This is a genomic window from Citrobacter sp. Cpo015 (genome assembly GCF_030333035.1).
Taxonomy (GTDB): domain Bacteria; phylum Pseudomonadota; class Gammaproteobacteria; order Enterobacterales; family Enterobacteriaceae; genus Citrobacter; species Citrobacter portucalensis.
The window spans coordinates 1-17438 of record NZ_JAOWGS010000037.1; the positions used below are offsets into that span (position 1 = coordinate 1).

The window sequence follows — 17438 nt, forward strand, 5'->3', positions numbered from 1 at the left end:
AGTCTCTCAAATTTTTGCAAGTCGATGATGAATCGAAAGAAACATCTTCGGGTTGTGAGGTTAAGCGACTAAGCGTACACGGTGGATGCCCTGGCAGTCAGAGGCGATGAAGGACGTGCTAATCTGCGATAAGCGTCGGTAAGGTGATATGAACCGTTATAACCGGCGATTTCCGAATGGGGAAACCCAGTGTGATTCGTCACACTATCATTACGTGAATACATAGCGTAATGAAGCGAACCGGGGGAACTGAAACATCTAAGTACCCCGAGGAAAAGAAATCAACCGAGATTCCCCCAGTAGCGGCGAGCGAACGGGGAGCAGCCCAGAGTCTGAATCAGCATGTGTGTTAGTGGAAGCGTCTGGAAAGTCGCACGATACAGGGTGAAAGTCCCGTACACAAAAGTGCATGTGTTGTGAACTCGAAGAGTAGGGCGGGACACGTGGTATCCTGTCTGAATATGGGGGGACCATCCTCCAAGGCTAAATACTCCTGACTGACCGATAGTGAACCAGTACCGTGAGGGAAAGGCGAAAAGAACCCCGGCGAGGGGAGTGAAAAAGAACCTGAAACCGTGTACGTACAAGCAGTGGGAGCACCCTTCGGGGTGTGACTGCGTACCTTTTGTATAATGGGTCAGCGACTTATATTCTGTAGCAAGGTTAACCGAATAGGGGAGCCGAAGGGAAACCGAGTCTTAACTGGGCGTTAAGTTGCAGGGTATAGACCCGAAACCCGGTGATCTAGCCATGGGCAGGTTGAAGGTTGGGTAACACTAACTGGAGGACCGAACCGACTAATGTTGAAAAATTAGCGGATGACTTGTGGCTGGGGGTGAAAGGCCAATCAAACCGGGAGATAGCTGGTTCTCCCCGAAAGCTATTTAGGTAGCGCCTCGTGAATTCATCTTCGGGGGTAGAGCACTGTTTCGGCTAGGGGGTCATCCCGACTTACCAACCCGATGCAAACTGCGAATACCGAAGAATGTTATCACGGGAGACACACGGCGGGTGCTAACGTCCGTCGTGAAGAGGGAAACAACCCAGACCGCCAGCTAAGGTCCCAAAGTCATGGTTAAGTGGGAAACGATGTGGGAAGGCACAGACAGCCAGGATGTTGGCTTAGAAGCAGCCATCATTTAAAGAAAGCGTAATAGCTCACTGGTCGAGTCGGCCTGCGCGGAAGATGTAACGGGGCTAAACCATGCACCGAAGCTGCGGCAGCGACACTATGTGTTGTTGGGTAGGGGAGCGTTCTGTAAGCCGTTGAAGGTGTACTGTGAGGTATGCTGGAGGTATCAGAAGTGCGAATGCTGACATAAGTAACGATAATGCGGGTGAAAAACCCGCACGCCGGAAGACCAAGGGTTCCTGTCCAACGTTAATCGGGGCAGGGTGAGTCGACCCCTAAGGCGAGGCCGAAAGGCGTAGTCGATGGGAAACAGGTTAATATTCCTGTACTTGGTGTTACTGCGAAGGGGGGACGGAGAAGGCTATGTTAGCCGGGCGACGGTTGTCCCGGTTTAAGCATGTAGGCGGAGGTTCCAGGTAAATCCGGTACCTTTTAACGCTGAGGTGTGATGACGAGGCACTACGGTGCTGAAGTAACAAATGCCCTGCTTCCAGGAAAAGCCTCTAAGCATCAGGTAACACGAAATCGTACCCCAAACCGACACAGGTGGTCAGGTAGAGAATACCAAGGCGCTTGAGAGAACTCGGGTGAAGGAACTAGGCAAAATGGTGCCGTAACTTCGGGAGAAGGCACGCTGATATGTAGGTGAAGTGGTTTACCCATGGAGCTGAAATCAGTCGAAGATACCAGCTGGCTGCAACTGTTTATTAAAAACACAGCACTGTGCAAACACGAAAGTGGACGTATACGGTGTGACGCCTGCCCGGTGCCGGAAGGTTAATTGATGGGGTTATCCGTAAGGAGAAGCTCTTGATCGAAGCCCCGGTAAACGGCGGCCGTAACTATAACGGTCCTAAGGTAGCGAAATTCCTTGTCGGGTAAGTTCCGACCTGCACGAATGGCGTAATGATGGCCAGGCTGTCTCCACCCGAGACTCAGTGAAATTGAACTCGCTGTGAAGATGCAGTGTACCCGCGGCAAGACGGAAAGACCCCGTGAACCTTTACTATAGCTTGACACTGAACACTGGTCCTTGATGTGTAGGATAGGTGGGAGGCTTTGAAGTGTGGACGCCAGTCTGCATGGAGCCATCCTTGAAATACCACCCTTTAATGGCTGGTGTTCTAACGTAGACCCGTAATCCGGGTTGCGGACAGTGTCTGGTGGGTAGTTTGACTGGGGCGGTCTCCTCCTAAAGAGTAACGGAGGAGCACGAAGGTTAGCTAATCCTGGTCGGACATCAGGAGGTTAGTGCAAAGGCATAAGCTAGCTTGACTGCGAGAGTGACGGCTCGAGCAGGTGCGAAAGCAGGTCTTAGTGATCCGGTGGTTCTGAATGGAAGGGCCATCGCTCAACGGATAAAAGGTACTCCGGGGATAACAGGCTGATACCGCCCAAGAGTTCATATCGACGGCGGTGTTTGGCACCTCGATGTCGGCTCATCACATCCTGGGGCTGAAGTAGGTCCCAAGGGTATGGCTGTTCGCCATTTAAAGTGGTACGCGAGCTGGGTTTAGAACGTCGTGAGACAGTTCGGTCCCTATCTGCCGTGGGCGCTGGAGAATTGAGGGGGGCTGCTCCTAGTACGAGAGGACCGGAGTGGACGCATCACTGGTGTTCGGGTTGTCATGCCAATGGCATTGCCCGGTAGCTAAATGCGGAAGAGATAAGTGCTGAAAGCATCTAAGCACGAAACTTGCCCCGAGATGAGTTCTCCCTGACCCTTTAAGGGTCCTGAAGGAACGTTAAAGACGATGACGTTGATAGGTCGGGTGTGTAAGTGTAGCGATACATTGAGCTAACCGATACTAATGAACCGTGAGGCTTAACCTTACAACGCCGAAGATGTTTTGGCGAAAGACAGACACAAGATTCAGTTTGATTACAGATGACATCGACATGCCCAGGAGGTGTGTTGATAAACAGAATTTGCCTGGCGGCTGTAGCGCGGTGGTCCCACCTGACCCCATGCCGAACTCAGAAGTGAAACGCCGTAGCGCCGATGGTAGTGTGGGGTCTCCCCATGCGAGAGTAGGGAACTGCCAGGCATCAAATTGCAGTAAACCGGGATGAAAATCCGGGTGGTGACAAAGAAATTCGGTGGAGCGGTAGTTCAGTTGGTTAGAATACCTGCCTGTCACGCAGGGGGTCGCGGGTTCGAGTCCCGTCCGTTCCGCCACTTATTAGAAAATTAAGCCTGCTACTAAGCAGGCTTAATGATAAGAAGATTTAGGGGCGTAGCTCAGTTGGTAGAGCACCGGTCTCCAAAACCGGGTGTCGCGAGTTCGAGTCTCTCCGCCCCTGCCAGAAACAATCCTTAGCATTATTGCTAAGGATTTTTTTTTACCTGTAATTTGAGTTTTTCCTTCTTTCTATTTTACTCCCGGCATCCTTGCCAGCGTTTTCCTTAATCTTCCAGAATATTCGTTCTCAGCAGATCGCAAATCAGCGCATGTTTATCGCTATTTTGCAGCCAAACTGCATATAACGGGCGTGAAAGCGTTGTACTGTCGGTAACCGTATGGAGATCGCTTTTACCTTTAGCCCAGCTGACCGGTAGCCAGCTAAAACCTTTGAGGACTGAAAGTTGCTGCCTGGCTAATTCTGCCGAACTGGTGGTAAGTACCGGCACTTCATCTCCCGCAATCAATCCAGCCTCGTGTTGCTGAAAGTCAGGTCCCCATTCCAGACGCAGATAATTCAGTTCATCTTTGGTTTGTGAAGGAGAGCTGCAATACAGCGCCAGCGTGAAATATCCCAACAGTTGGCTGCTAAATTCGTCCATTTTGGGCGTTTCGGTAGTAATCAATAGATCAAGCTGTCGTTCATGAAGCTGTTTTACTAACGACTGTCGCTGCGCGATCCTCGCTTCAAATTGCAGGCTGGATTGTGGCTCCTGGGATTGGTACAAACGCCCCAGCCAGCCATTAAGCATGCATTCCCAGAGGGATGCGCTGGCACCAATAGAAAACTCGTTATGCCGCGAGGTATTCGCAACCTCCTTACGTGCTGCTTGCCACGTATTCATCAGCGTTTCAGCGTAAGGTAATAATTTTTCACCTGCAGCGGTTAAACGGATATTGTTTCTGTGTCGGGTGAACAGGTTTACACCCAATTGATTTTCCAGTTGTCTGATCCGAAAACTAACCGCTGATTGGGTCAGATAGAGCGCTTCAGCAGCCCTGCCAAAGTGGCGTGTCCGGCTAACTTCCAGGAAAGTTTTTAACAATTCCGTATCCACAACTCGCTCCATAAAATTATTTGTCGTTATGATTTAAATCTTTTGTTTGACGCTCTGTCAAGCGTAACTAATACTCCGCGCCATAAATAGCTCGGCCAAAGAATTAGGAGCGTGCAGGATGGCGGAAAGCTTTACGACGACTAATCGATATTTCGATAATAAATATTATCCCCGCGGATTCTCCCGTCATGGTGATTTCACCATTAAAGAAGCACAACTGCTTGAGCGTCACGGTTATGCTTTCAACGAGCTGGATCTGGGCAAGCGTGAGCCGGTAACGGAAGAAGAAAAACTGTTTGTTGCGGTATGCCGTGGTGAGCGCGAACCGGTTACCGAAGCTGAACGTGTGTGGTCCAAATACATGACGCGCATTAAGCGTCCAAAACGCTTCCACACGCTGTCTGGCGGGAAACCTCAGGTGGAAGGTGCGGAAGACTACACCGAATCTGATGATTAATAAAAAAGGGCGAAAGCCCTTTTTTTATGCCAGTAGTTTCTGCAAATGAATGAGTAATCTGTCTATCGCCCGATACCCAACAGCTTCCTGTAAGTGCTGGCGAGAGATATGGTCAGATTGTTCTATATCCGCGATCGTTCGAGCGACCTTTATCAGGCGTAACCATGCGCGGATGGATAATCCGAGATGCGCGAGCGTTTCTTCAAGCCACTGCGCATCGTCGCTACGCAGTGGACAGTATTTATGGATATCCTGACTGTCCAGGTGCGCATTTAACTTATTCTGCCGCTGATACTGACGCTCTCGTGCTGCCATAACGCGTTGCTTCACCGTTGCGCTATCTTCCCCTTTTACCTGGCTCTGGCTGAGTATGCCGGGCGGCGGTAAGGGGATTTCGAGGGAGAGATCGAAGCGGTCAAGAAATGGACCTGATAATCGATTGAGGTAGCGTAGCGTCTGCTCTGGGGTACAGCGGTTATGGTTCCCCTGATAATGTCCTGTTGGGCTGGGATTCATGGCAGCAATAAGCTGAAAACGCGCGGGGTAAGTTATTTTTGCCCGAGTGCGGGATAAATGAATCTGCCCGGACTCAATGGGCTCTCGCAGTGCATCCAGCGTGCGCCGCTCAAACTCGGGAAGTTCATCCAGAAACAGTATGCCGTTATGCGCCAGAGATATCTCGCCTGGCGCAGGAATAGAGCCTCCACCGACCATGGCGGTTAATGAAGCACTGTGATGCGGCGAACGAAAAGGGCGTTGTTTCCACTGTTTTTGTAGCGTGTCGGAATTGACCAGACTTAGAATCGCGGCGCTTTCCAGTGCTTCATCATTGCTCAGTGGCGGAAGCAATCCTCTCAGGCGACTGGCCAGCATGGTCTTACCCGTTCCCGGCGGCCCGATGAGTAAGAGGTTATGACCGCCAGCTGCGGTAAGCTCCAGCCCGCGTTTACCCTGTTCCTGGCCGATAACATCGCTCAGATCATCTGCTAATGCGCAGGGGGTAAAATCTGCCGATGATGGTCTGTCTAAATCATGCTTACCTTCGAGAAATGCGCATACGGCCTGTAGATGATCGGCTATCAGGCACCCTTCACCGTGTATCAGTCCCACTTCAGCTGCATTCTCTTTTGCGACAATAATTCTCCTGCCTGCGCGAATAGCTTCAGTTGCACTTGATATCGCACCGGGAACGCCGCGTAACGCGCCTGTAAGCGCTAATTCGCCTACCAGCTCATATGTATCGAGGTTATGGGTTGTAAGCTGCTCAGACGCTGCCAGAAGCGCAACTGCGATAGGTAAATCATATCGTCCCCCTTCTTTCGGGAGATCGGCCGGAGCGAGGTTTATGGTTATCTTCTTCGCCGGGAATTCATAACCGCTATTAATAATCGCACTGCGAACTCGATCGCGAGCCTCTTTTACCGTTGTTTCGGGTAATCCCACCATGGTTAAACCAGGCAAACCATTACTGATATGTACCTCGATGGTAATGGCTGGCGCATTCACGCCCAGCGCAGCGCGTGTGTGAACAATCGATAGTGACATAAGCCCTCCTGATGAAAGCATTATGTCGCAATACATCGCGGCAAGATTTCACATAATTACGGTTTTTAGAGGCTTATTCCCGTGTTTTTATGTAGCTCAATACTGCTTGCATAAAGCCTGGAATAGCGCTCGCAAACGCTTTTGAATAACGTTTTTAGTAGGGAACGGGTTGCCGAGAATCACCTGAAACGTGAAATATTTTCACTTTTGATTTTTTGTATAAAAAACAACGATATTTATCTAAACCGTTAACGGCGTCAGAAAAACGAATAAAAAAATATCTTGTGTCATTTGCAAATTCTATGGTAACTCTTTAGGTATTCCTTCGAACAAGATGCAAGAAAATACAAAAATGACAGCCCTTCTACGAGTGATTAGCCTGGTCGTGATTAGCGTGGTGGTGATTATTATCCCACCGTGCGGGGCTGCACTTGGACGAGGAAAGGCTTAGAAAACAAGCCTTAACGAACTAAGACCCCCGCACCGAAAGGTCCGGGGGTTTTTTTTGACCTTAAAAACATACACGAGGAGCAGAAAGTGAACGGTAGCATAAAATTCTGTTTCTCAAGATTTACGGCGGGGATGTAACTATGAATGGGGCACAGTGGGTGGTACATGCGTTGCGTGCACAAGGGGTTCAAACCGTCTTTGGTTATCCTGGTGGCGCAATTATGCCGGTTTACGATGCGTTGTATGACGGCGGCGTAGAACACCTGTTGTGCCGACACGAGCAGGGCGCGGCAATGGCGGCAATTGGCTATGCCCGTGCGACCGGTAAAACCGGCGTGTGTATCGCCACTTCAGGTCCTGGCGCTACCAACCTGATCACCGGACTTGCCGATGCGCTGTTAGATTCTGTTCCTGTGGTGGCGATCACCGGTCAGGTGGCCTCACCTTTCATCGGAACGGATGCGTTCCAGGAAGTGGACGTTCTGGGTATGTCTTTGTCCTGCACCAAACACAGTTTCCTGGTGCAGTCACTGGAAGAGCTGCCGCGCATCATGGCAGAGGCTTTCGCTGTGGCGAACTCCGGTCGTCCGGGTCCGGTTCTGGTTGATATCCCGAAAGACATCCAGCTGGCCAGCGGTACGCTGGAGCCGTATTTTACGACCGTCGAAAACGTAGAGGTTTTCCCGCACGCTGACGTTGAGCAGGCGCGTAAAATGCTGGCGCAGGCGCAAAAGCCGATCCTGTACGTTGGTGGCGGCGTTGGTATGGCGCAGGCGGTCCCGGCCCTGCGTGAATTTATCGCGGTAACCCAGATGCCGGTCGCCTGCACGTTGAAGGGGCTGGGTGCAGTAGAGGCTGACTACCCATACTATTTGGGCATGTTGGGGATGCACGGCACTAAAGCGGCAAATTTCGCAGTGCAAGAATGTGATTTATTGATTGCAGTGGGCGCGCGTTTTGATGACCGGGTGACCGGCAAGCTGAATACCTTCGCACCGAACGCCAGCGTGATCCACATGGATATCGACCCTGCGGAAATGAACAAGCTGCGCCAGGCGCACGTCGCCCTGCAGGGTGATTTAAATTCTCTGCTGCCGGCATTGCAGCAATCTCTGAAGATTGACGCATGGCGTCAGCATAGCGCTGAACTGCGCACAGAGCATACCTGGCGCTATGATCATCCCGGTGAGGCTATCTACGCGCCACTGTTGTTGAAGCAGTTGTCCGATCGCAAGCCTGCGGACAGCGTAGTGACAACGGATGTTGGTCAGCATCAGATGTGGTCGGCGCAGCATATGACCTACACCCGCCCGGAAAATTTCATCACCTCGAGCGGCCTGGGTACGATGGGCTTTGGCCTGCCAGCAGCGGTTGGCGCGCAGGTTGCTCGCCCGAACGATACGGTAATCTGTATCTCCGGCGACGGTTCCTTCATGATGAATGTACAGGAACTGGGCACCGTAAAACGCAAGCAGTTGCCGCTGAAAATAGTCTTACTCGACAACCAGCGGTTAGGCATGGTGCGACAATGGCAGCAGCTGTTTTTCCAGGAACGTTATAGCGAAACCACCCTTACCGATAACCCCGATTTCCTCATGTTGGCCAGCGCCTTCGGCATACCAGGTCAACACATCACCCGTAAAGACCAGGTTGAAGCGGCACTCGACACCATGCTGAACAGCGAGGGGCCATACCTGCTTCATGTCTCAATCGACGAACTTGAGAATGTCTGGCCTCTGGTACCGCCAGGTGCCAGTAACTCAGAAATGCTGGAGAAATTATCATGATGCAACATCAGGTCGCCGTTGAGGCTCGTTTCAATCCGGAAACGTTAGAACGTGTTTTACGCGTGGTACGCCATCGCGGTTTTCAGGTGTGCTCCATGAATATGGAAGCCGCCAGCGATGCGCAAAATATAAATATCGAATTGACCGTTGCCAGCCCCCGGTCGGTCGACTTACTGTTTAGTCAGTTAAGTAAACTGGTAGACGTTGCACACGTTGCTATCTGCCAGAGCACAACCACATCACAACAAATCCGCGCCTGAGCGCAAAAGGAAGAAAAATGACGACGAAAAAAGCTGATTACATTTGGTCTAATGGCGAGATGATTCGTTGGGAAGACGCGAAGGTTCACGTGATGTCCCACGCGCTGCACTACGGTACTTCTGTATTTGAAGGCATCCGTTGCTACGATTCTCACAAAGGGCCGGTGGTGTTCCGTCATCGCGAACATATGCAGCGTCTGCGTGATTCAGCCAAGATCTATCGTTTTCCGGTTTCTCAGAGCGTTGATGAGCTGATGGAAGCTTGCCGCGAGGTGATTCGTAAAAACAATCTGACCAGCGCCTATATTCGTCCGCTGGTGTTTGTTGGCGACGTGGGGATGGGCGTTAACCCGCCAGCGGGATACACCACTGACGTGATCATCGCCGCGTTCCCGTGGGGTGCTTACCTTGGTGCAGAAGCGCTGGAGCAGGGGATCGACGCGATGGTTTCTTCCTGGAACCGCGTTGCGCCGAACACCATCCCTACTGCTGCTAAAGCTGGCGGTAACTATCTGTCTTCGCTACTGGTGGGTAGCGAAGCGCGTCGTCATGGCTATCAGGAAGGCATTGCGCTGGACGTGAATGGCTACATCTCCGAAGGTGCGGGCGAAAACCTGTTTGAAGTAAAAGACGGCATTCTGTTTACCCCGCCGTTTACCTCTTCCGCGCTGCCGGGTATCACTCGTGACGCGATCATTAAGCTGGCGAAAGATCTCGATATCGAAGTGCGTGAGCAGGTGCTGTCTCGTGAATCACTGTACCTGGCCGACGAAGTGTTCATGTCCGGTACCGCGGCCGAAATCACCCCAGTACGCAGTGTCGATGGTATCCAGGTGGGCGAAGGCCGCTGCGGTCCGGTCACCAAACGCATCCAGCAGGCCTTCTTTGGCCTCTTCACCGGTGAAACGGAAGATAAATACGGCTGGTTGGATTCAGTAAACCAATAACAAAATTAATATTTCCCCAAAATAATTCACGTTGCAGGAAGACGGCAACGCAGCAAGTCCCAGGAACTTACTGTAGTAAGTGACTGGGGTGAGCGAGGCGGCCAACGCACCTGCGGCGTGAAGTATGCAGGGGAAAGACAGACGGGAGTTAATCAAGCATGCCTAAGTATCGTTCTGCTACCACCACCCACGGCCGCAATATGGCGGGTGCCCGCGCATTGTGGCGCGCCACCGGGATGACCGATGATGACTTCGGTAAACCGATTATCGCTGTGGTGAACTCCTTTACCCAGTTTGTGCCGGGTCACGTCCACCTGCGCGATCTCGGTAAGCTGGTTGCCGAACAAATCGAAGCCTCAGGCGGCGTGGCGAAAGAGTTCAACACCATTGCTGTGGATGATGGTATCGCCATGGGTCATGGCGGCATGCTGTATTCACTGCCGTCGCGTGAGCTGATCGCTGACTCCGTTGAGTACATGGTTAACGCCCACTGCGCCGATGCGATGGTCTGTATCTCCAACTGCGACAAAATCACCCCCGGGATGTTAATGGCCTCTTTGCGCCTGAATATTCCTGTGATCTTTGTTTCCGGCGGTCCGATGGAAGCCGGGAAAACCAAGCTCTCTGACCAAATCATCAAGCTCGACCTGGTTGATGCGATGATTCAGGGCGCTGACCCGAAAGTTTCCGACTCACAAAGCGAGCAGGTTGAACGTTCCGCTTGCCCAACCTGCGGCTCCTGTTCCGGTATGTTCACCGCTAACTCGATGAACTGCCTGACCGAAGCGCTGGGCTTGTCGCAGCCAGGTAACGGTTCGCTGTTGGCGACTCACGCCGACCGTAAAGAACTGTTCCTCACCGCAGGCCAGCGCATCGTCGAGCTGACCAAACGTTATTATGAGCAGGATGATGCCTCCGCCCTGCCGCGCAACATTGCCAGCAAGGCAGCGTTTGAGAACGCCATGACGCTGGATATCGCCATGGGCGGCTCCACCAATACCGTTCTGCACTTACTGGCGGCCGCGCAGGAAGCGGAAATCGACTTCACCATGAGTGATATCGACAAGCTGTCCCGCAAAGTCCCGCAGCTGTGTAAAGTGGCGCCGAGTACGCAGAAATACCATATGGAAGACGTGCACCGCGCAGGCGGCGTACTGGGTATTTTAGGCGAACTGGATCGTGCTGGACTGCTGAACCGCGACGTGAAAAACGTGCTGGGGCTGACTCTGCCGCAAACGCTCGATCGGTATGACGTGATGTTGACCAAAGACGACGCGGTGAAAAAAATGTTCCGTGCAGGCCCGGCCGGCATTCGTACTACCCAGGCGTTCTCACAGGATTGCCGTTGGGATACGCTTGATGACGATCGCGCTGAAGGCTGCATTCGCTCGCTGGAGCATGCTTACAGCAAAGACGGCGGTCTAGCAGTTCTGTACGGTAACTTCGCAGAAAACGGCTGTATTGTAAAAACCGCAGGCGTGGATGACAGCATCCTGAAATTCACCGGCCCGGCAAAAGTGTATGAAAGCCAGGACGATGCGGTTGAAGCCATCCTCGGCGGTAAAGTGGTGGCTGGCGACGTGGTTGTCATTCGCTACGAAGGGCCGAAAGGCGGGCCTGGCATGCAGGAAATGCTCTACCCCACCACCTTCCTGAAATCGATGGGCCTCGGTAAGGCTTGCGCGCTGATTACCGACGGTCGTTTCTCCGGCGGTACTTCGGGGCTTTCCATTGGTCACGTTTCTCCGGAAGCGGCCAGCGGCGGTAATATCGCGATTATCGAAGATGGTGACATGATTGCCATCGATATCCCGAATCGTGGTATTCAACTTCAACTGAGTGATGCGGAAATCGCTGCGCGCCGTGAAGCGCAGGAAGCTCGCGGTGACAAAGCCTGGACGCCAAAAGATCGTCAGCGTCAGGTCTCCTTTGCACTGCGCGCCTACGCCAGCCTGGCAACCAGTGCCGACAAAGGTGCGGTGCGCGATAAGTCGAAGCTCGGGGGATAATGACCATGGCGGATTCACAACCTCTATCCGGCGCTCCTGAGGGCGCCGAGTATCTCAGAGCGGTACTGCGTGCGCCGGTATACGAAGCGGCACAGGTAACGCCGCTACAGAAAATGGAAAAACTCTCTTCGCGCCTCGACAACGTCATTCTGGTGAAGCGCGAAGACCGTCAACCCGTTCACAGCTTCAAGTTACGCGGTGCCTATGCCATGATGGCGGGCTTGACCGAAGAGCAAAAAGCGCATGGCGTCATTACCGCATCGGCTGGTAATCATGCTCAGGGCGTCGCGTTCTCTTCTGCGCGATTAGGCGTGAAGGCGCTGATTGTCATGCCAACGGCTACCGCCGATATCAAAGTCGACGCCGTTCGCGGCTTCGGCGGAGAAGTGCTGCTGCACGGCGCGAACTTTGATGAAGCCAAAGCCAAAGCGATTGAATTGTCGCAGCAGCAGGGTTTTACCTGGGTGCCGCCGTTCGATCATCCGATGGTGATTGCCGGGCAGGGCACGCTGGCGCTGGAGCTGCTCCAGCAGGACGCGCATCTCGATCGCGTATTCGTACCAGTTGGTGGTGGCGGTCTGGCGGCAGGTGTTGCGGTGCTAATTAAACAGCTGATGCCGCAAATCAAAGTGATTGCCGTGGAAGCGGAAGATTCGGCCTGTCTGAAAGCGGCGCTGGATGCCGGTCATCCGGTGGATCTGCCGCGAGTGGGTCTCTTTGCCGAAGGTGTGGCGGTGAAACGTATTGGCGATGAAACCTTCCGTCTGTGCCAGGAATACCTCGATGATATTATTACCGTGGATAGCGATGCTATTTGCGCAGCAATGAAAGACCTGTTCGAAGATGTACGCGCGGTGGCGGAGCCTTCCGGGGCGCTGGCGCTGGCGGGGATGAAAAAATACATCGCCCAGCATAATATTCGCGGTGAGCGTCTGGCGCATGTTCTTTCCGGCGCTAACGTTAACTTCCACGGCCTGCGCTACGTTTCCGAACGTTGCGAGCTGGGGGAACAGCGCGAAGCCTTGCTGGCCGTGACCATCCCGGAAGAAAAAGGCAGCTTCCTGAAGTTTTGCCAACTGCTGGGCGGGCGCTCGGTGACCGAGTTTAACTACCGCTTTGCTGATGCGAAAGACGCCTGCATTTTTGTCGGCGTACGTCTGAGCCGTGGGCTGGAAGAGCGTAAGGAAATCCTGCAACTGCTCAATGAGGGCGGCTATAGCGTGGTGGATCTGTCTGATGACGAGATGGCGAAGCTACACGTGCGCTATATGGTCGGTGGACGTCCGTCGAAACCCTTACAGGAACGTCTTTATAGCTTCGAATTTCCGGAGTCGCCGGGGGCGTTGCTCAAATTCCTGCATACCCTGGGGACGCACTGGAATATTTCATTGTTCCACTATCGCAGTCACGGCACTGACTATGGTCGTGTGCTGGCGGCGTTTGAGTTGGGTGAACACGAGCCTGATTTCGAAACGCGGCTGAATGAACTGGGTTATGACTGTCATGATGAAACACATAACCCGGCGTTCAGGTTCTTCCTGGCGGGTTAACGACAGCCATTAAAAAAGGGTTCATGTAAAAACATGAACCCTTTTTGCTACTGTATCAGCAGATTACAGCGTGATAACGTCGAATTCGACTTCGGTATTCACGTCAGCATCGTAATCCACACCGTCGAGGGCAAAACCGAACAGGTTCAGGAATTCCTGCTTGTATCCTGCATAGTCAGTTTCTTGCGCCAGGTTTTCGGTAGTGATCAGCGGCCACAGATCGCGACATGCCTGCTGAATGTCGTCACGCAGTTCCCAGTCATCCATACGGATACGCTGGTTGTCATCAAGCGCCACTTTATCGCCGTACAGGCTGGTGGTCATCAGACGGTTGATCTGCTCAATACAACCTTCGTGAATCCCCTGCGCTTTCATCAGCTTGAAGACCATGGAGATGTACAGTGGCATTACCGGAATCGCAGAAGATGCCTGGGTGATGACGGACTTCAGTACGGCAACGTTAGCGGAACCGTTCAGCGGTGCCAGCTGGTTACGCAGTTCTCCCGCCGCGCGATCGAGGTCTTCTTTCGCTTTGCCCAGCGCGCCGTGCCAGTAGATTGGCCAGGTCAGGTCGGTACCGATGTAGGAGTAGGCTACGGTTTTCACGCCATCAGCCAGCACGCCCGCTTCGCTCAGCGCGCCCATCCACAGTTCCCAGTCTTCGCCGCCCATGACGGTGACGGTGTTCTGAACTTCTTCTTCGGTTGCCGGCTCAATGCTGGCGGTGATGATCTGATCTTTGTTGGTATCGATCGCTTTAGAGGTGTAAACCTCACCGATTGGCTTCAGCGCTGAACGGACGATTTCACCGGTTTTCGGCATTTTACGCACTGGGGAAGCCAGTGAGTAAACCACCAGGTCAATCTGACCCAGGTCTTCTTTGATCAGTTTGATCACTTCATCACGGCATTCGTCAGAGAACGCATCGCCGTTGATGCTTTTGGAGTACAGACCTTCACGCTTGGCCGCTTCGTCGAAAGCTGCAGAGTTATACCAGCCTGCGGAACCTGGTTTGGTATCCGTGCCCGGTTTTTCGAAAAATACGCCGATAGTGGCGGCACCGCTACCAAAGGCGGCGGAAATTCTGGAAGCCAGACCGTAACCGGTGGAAGCACCGATCACCAGCACGCGAGACGGGCCGTTCTCGATTTTCCCGTTCTGCTTAACATACTCGATCTGCTTTTCCACGTTGACTTTGCAGCCAGTCGGATGGGTCGTTGTACAGATGAATCCACGAATTTTTGGTTTGATTATCATAATGATGGCTAATTAAGTTTGTATTTTCGCTGTCAAGTGCGCAATGACACCGTCTGTTCTGGCCTGCTTAACGCGATGGTTAACAAGCCCCCCACTACAATGGATCACGACATTATACAGAAAAGGAGCGCCAATACTGAATCTACCACTGATTTTAGACCTGACGCTGGCGCTACTCTGCGGATTTACGTTCCAGAACAATCTTCCAAAACGCGTCGATCAGCGGTTCATGCAGCCGCTTTTTCGGCGCGCAGACGCCAAGCTCGAACGGTGTTTTTTCGTCACTGCGCTCTAAAATCATCACGCGATTACGCACCGGCTCCGGGCTGTTTTCTAGCACCACTTCCGGCAGCAGAGCTACGCCGCAGCCCAGCGCCACCATTGAGACCATCGCTTCGTGGCCACCCACCGTGGCGTAAATTGATGGGTTGCTGATTTTGTGACGGCGGAACCACAGCTCGATACGGCGGCGTACCGGACCCTGATCGGCCATGATAAACGGCACCGTCGACCAGTCCGGCTTATCGACCGATACCTGATTTCGCACCGGGCAGGGCAGCGCCGGAGCGATCAACACAACCGTCAGATTCTCCAGCATCGAGAACGCCACCGCGCCAGGCAGCGTTTCGGGCTTACCGGCAATTGCCAGATCGGCTTCACCAGTGACCACTTTATCCATCGCATCGGCGGCGTCGCCGGTGGTGAGCTTAATTTCTACTGACGGATGCTCGGCGCGGAAACGGTCAAGGATTGGCGGCAGATGGCTGTAGGCGGCAGTTACCGAACAGAAGATATGCAGTTCGCCCGATAGCGACGGCCCTTGTTGATCTAGGGTGTGGCGTAACTGCTGGTACTGCAACAGCGTCTGTTGGGCAAACACGCGCAGCTCTTCACCTGCTTCGGTCAGCGTAACCGTACGGTTATCGCGCATAAACAGCGGCTGGCCGAGGTCTTCTTCGAGGCGCTGAATCTGCCGGGAAAGCGTGGATGGGCTGACGTGCATTGCCCGCGCGCTGCGGCCAAAGTGACGACTTTCAGCCAAATGCAGGAACATTTTCAGATCGCGTAAATCCACAGACGAGCCTCCGATTTTCTACGTTGCATAAATTGCAATGTGACGTTGTGAATATATCAATTTCCGCAATAAATTTCCTGTTGTAATGTGGATTCAATCTCGCAAATACAAATCTGCGAACCGAATAATAAGCACCACAACACAACATCACGGAGTACACCATCATGGCTAACTACTTTAATACACTGAACCTGCGCCAGCAGCTGGCACAGCTGGGTAAATGTCGCTTTATGGGTCGCGACGAATTCGCCGATGGTGCGAGCTACCTTCAGGGTAAAAAAGTGGTCATCGTCGGCTGTGGCGCCCAGGGTCTGAACCAGGGCCTGAACATGCGTGACTCCGGGCTGGATATCTCCTACGCACTGCGTAAAGAAGCCATTGCTGAGAAGCGTGCTTCCTGGCGTAAAGCGACAGAAAACGGCTTCAAAGTGGGTACCTACGAAGAGCTGATCCCGCAGGCTGATCTGGTGGTTAACCTGACTCCGGACAAGCAGCACTCCGACGTTGTGCGTTCTGTACAGCCGCTGATGAAAGACGGCGCAGCGCTGGGTTACTCCCACGGCTTCAACATCGTGGAAGTCGGCGAGCAGATCCGTAAAGACATCACCGTTGTGATGGTGGCACCGAAGTGCCCGGGTACTGAAGTTCGTGAAGAGTACAAACGTGGTTTCGGCGTACCTACGCTGATCGCCGTTCACCCGGAAAACGATCCGAAAGGCGAAGGTATGGCGATTGCTAAAGCCTGGGCTGCGGCTACTGGCGGTCACCGTGCGGGTGTGCTGGAGTCCTCCTTCGTTGCGGAAGTGAAATCTGACCTGATGGGTGAGCAGACTATCCTGTGCGGTATGCTGCAGGCCGGTTCTCTGCTGTGCTTCGATAAGCTGGTGGAAGAGGGTACTGACCCGGCATATGCTGAAAAACTGATTCAGTTCGGCTGGGAAACCATCACCGAAGCGCTGAAGCAGGGCGGCATCACTCTGATGATGGACCGTCTGTCTAACCCGGCGAAACTGCGTGCTTACGCGCTGTCCGAACAGCTGAAAGAGATCATGGCGCCGCTGTTCCAGAAACACATGGACGACATCATCTCCGGTGAATTCTCTTCCGGCATGATGGCTGACTGGGCCAACGACGATAAGAAACTGCTGACCTGGCGTGAAGAGACCGGCAAAACCGCGTTCGAAACCGCTGCCCAGTTCGACGGTAAAATCGGCGAGCAGGAATACTTTGATAAAGGCGTTCTGATGATTGCGATGGTGAAAGCGGGCGTTGAGCTGGCGTTCGAAACCATGGTGGATTCCGGCATCATCGAAGAATCTGCTTACTACGAATCACTGCACGAACTGCCGCTGATCGCCAACACTATTGCCCGTAAGCGTCTGTACGAAATGAACGTGGTTATCTCTGATACCGCAGAATACGGCAACTACCTGTTCTCTTACGCTTGCGTACCGCTGCTGAAAGAGTTCATGACCACCCTGCAGACCGGCGACCTGGGCAAAGCGATTGCTGAAGGCGCGGTAGACAACGCGCAGCTGCGTGACGTGAACGATGCGATTCGCGGCCATGCTATCGAGAAAGTGGGCCAGAAACTGCGTGGCTACATGACCGATATGAAGCGCATTGCGGTCGCAGGATAATTCCTCATAGAGGAATAGCATATCAACAGCGCTTCGTAGGCCGGATAAGCGAAGCGCTATCCGGCAAAAAAAGCCCGGTGTTTAAACA

General features: G+C 53.1%; 12 protein-coding genes, 2 tRNA genes and 2 rRNA genes. 12 read left to right on the forward strand and 4 right to left on the reverse strand.

The window, feature by feature from the left end; translation table 11 throughout:
* The first annotated feature begins 58 nt into the window (after positions 1 to 58).
* From OGY67_RS15790 to OGY67_RS15805, 4 genes are all read left to right on the forward strand, one after another.
* Positions 59 to 2965, forward strand: a 23S ribosomal RNA gene (locus OGY67_RS15790).
* Positions 2966 to 3064: 99 nt separating this feature from the next.
* Positions 3065 to 3180 (forward strand): 5S ribosomal RNA (gene rrf / locus OGY67_RS15795).
* Between the two features lie 54 nt (positions 3181 to 3234).
* A tRNA-Asp gene (locus tag OGY67_RS15800) sits at positions 3235 to 3311 on the forward strand.
* Between the two features lie 52 nt (positions 3312 to 3363).
* A tRNA-Trp gene (locus OGY67_RS15805) sits at positions 3364 to 3439 on the forward strand.
* A 100-nt stretch (positions 3440 to 3539) separates the two neighbouring features.
* Here OGY67_RS15805 and hdfR read toward each other — a convergent pair.
* The gene (gene hdfR / locus OGY67_RS15810) at positions 3540 to 4385 is read right to left on the reverse strand and encodes an HTH-type transcriptional regulator HdfR (RefSeq protein WP_008787063.1); all 846 of its coding nucleotides are present in this window, start codon (positions 4383 to 4385) and stop codon (positions 3540 to 3542) included.
* A 106-nt stretch (positions 4386 to 4491) separates the two neighbouring features.
* Between hdfR and maoP the strand changes: the two genes are divergently transcribed.
* A complete protein-coding gene (gene maoP / locus OGY67_RS15815) occupies positions 4492 to 4830 on the forward strand; it encodes a macrodomain Ori organization protein MaoP (protein WP_003018025.1) in 339 nt (112 codons plus the stop codon).
* Positions 4831 to 4854: 24 nt separating this feature from the next.
* Here maoP and OGY67_RS15820 read toward each other — a convergent pair whose 3' ends face one another.
* The gene (locus tag OGY67_RS15820; RefSeq protein ID WP_048237104.1) at positions 4855 to 6375 is read right to left on the reverse strand and encodes a YifB family Mg chelatase-like AAA ATPase; all 1521 of its coding nucleotides are present in this window, start codon (positions 6373 to 6375) and stop codon (positions 4855 to 4857) included.
* Positions 6376 to 6727: 352 nt separating this feature from the next.
* On the opposite strand from OGY67_RS15820, the gene ilvL reads away from it, so the two are divergent.
* From ilvL to ilvA, 6 genes are all read left to right on the forward strand, one after another.
* Positions 6728 to 6826 carry an ilv operon leader peptide gene (ilvL, locus tag OGY67_RS15825; protein WP_001311244.1) on the forward strand — a complete coding sequence of 33 codons (99 nt, stop codon included), beginning with the start codon at positions 6728 to 6730 and terminating at the stop codon, positions 6824 to 6826.
* Positions 6827 to 6965: 139 nt separating this feature from the next.
* Positions 6966 to 8612: an acetolactate synthase 2 catalytic subunit gene (gene ilvG / locus OGY67_RS15830; RefSeq protein WP_003829032.1), complete on the forward strand. Its 1647-nt coding sequence runs from the start codon at positions 6966 to 6968 to the stop codon at positions 8610 to 8612.
* Positions 8609 to 8872, forward strand: a complete 264-nt coding sequence (ilvM, locus tag OGY67_RS15835) for an acetolactate synthase 2 small subunit (RefSeq protein ID WP_003018017.1) — start codon at positions 8609 to 8611, stop codon at positions 8870 to 8872. Before ilvG ends, ilvM begins: the two co-directional genes overlap by 4 nt.
* Before the next feature lie 17 nt (positions 8873 to 8889).
* Positions 8890 to 9819, forward strand: a complete 930-nt coding sequence (locus OGY67_RS15840; RefSeq protein ID WP_003829030.1) for a branched-chain amino acid transaminase — start codon at positions 8890 to 8892, stop codon at positions 9817 to 9819.
* 158 nt (positions 9820 to 9977) lie between these two features.
* Entirely contained in the window at positions 9978 to 11828 is a 1851-nt protein-coding gene (gene ilvD, locus OGY67_RS15845) for a dihydroxy-acid dehydratase (RefSeq protein ID WP_008787065.1), read from the forward strand.
* 5 nt (positions 11829 to 11833) lie between these two features.
* Positions 11834 to 13378, forward strand: a complete 1545-nt coding sequence (gene ilvA, locus OGY67_RS15850; protein ID WP_003018007.1) for a threonine ammonia-lyase, biosynthetic — start codon at positions 11834 to 11836, stop codon at positions 13376 to 13378.
* 63 nt (positions 13379 to 13441) lie between these two features.
* Here ilvA and fabV read toward each other — a convergent pair whose 3' ends face one another.
* Both fabV and ilvY read right to left on the reverse strand, forming a co-directional pair.
* Complete coding sequence (gene fabV / locus OGY67_RS15855; protein ID WP_008787067.1) at positions 13442 to 14635, reverse strand: enoyl-ACP reductase FabV; 1194 nt, start codon at positions 14633 to 14635, stop codon at positions 13442 to 13444.
* 172 nt (positions 14636 to 14807) lie between these two features.
* A complete protein-coding gene (gene ilvY / locus OGY67_RS15860; protein WP_286574152.1) occupies positions 14808 to 15710 on the reverse strand; it encodes an HTH-type transcriptional activator IlvY in 903 nt (300 codons plus the stop codon).
* A 164-nt stretch (positions 15711 to 15874) separates the two neighbouring features.
* On the opposite strand from ilvY, the gene ilvC reads away from it, so the two are divergent.
* Positions 15875 to 17350 (forward strand): ketol-acid reductoisomerase, encoded by a 1476-nt coding sequence (gene ilvC / locus OGY67_RS15865; protein ID WP_003829020.1) that lies wholly within the window; start codon positions 15875 to 15877, stop codon positions 17348 to 17350.
* The last annotated feature ends 88 nt before the right edge of the window (positions 17351 to 17438 follow it).

Coding starts and splice junctions, on each gene's coding strand:
- maoP (WP_003018025.1), top strand. CDS start 4,492: ATGGCGGAAAGCTTTACGACGACTAATCGATATTTCGATAATAAATAT.
- ilvD (WP_008787065.1), top strand. CDS start 9,978: ATGCCTAAGTATCGTTCTGCTACCACCACCCACGGCCGCAATATGGCG.
- hdfR (WP_008787063.1), bottom strand. CDS start 4,385: ATGGAGCGAGTTGTGGATACGGAATTGTTAAAAACTTTCCTGGAAGTT.
- ilvL (WP_001311244.1), top strand. CDS start 6,728: ATGACAGCCCTTCTACGAGTGATTAGCCTGGTCGTGATTAGCGTGGTG.
- ilvA (WP_003018007.1), top strand. CDS start 11,834: ATGGCGGATTCACAACCTCTATCCGGCGCTCCTGAGGGCGCCGAGTAT.
- fabV (WP_008787067.1), bottom strand. CDS start 14,635: ATGATAATCAAACCAAAAATTCGTGGATTCATCTGTACAACGACCCAT.
- OGY67_RS15820 (WP_048237104.1), bottom strand. CDS start 6,375: ATGTCACTATCGATTGTTCACACACGCGCTGCGCTGGGCGTGAATGCG.
- ilvC (WP_003829020.1), top strand. CDS start 15,875: ATGGCTAACTACTTTAATACACTGAACCTGCGCCAGCAGCTGGCACAG.
- OGY67_RS15840 (WP_003829030.1), top strand. CDS start 8,890: ATGACGACGAAAAAAGCTGATTACATTTGGTCTAATGGCGAGATGATT.
- ilvG (WP_003829032.1), top strand. CDS start 6,966: ATGAATGGGGCACAGTGGGTGGTACATGCGTTGCGTGCACAAGGGGTT.
- ilvM (WP_003018017.1), top strand. CDS start 8,609: ATGATGCAACATCAGGTCGCCGTTGAGGCTCGTTTCAATCCGGAAACG.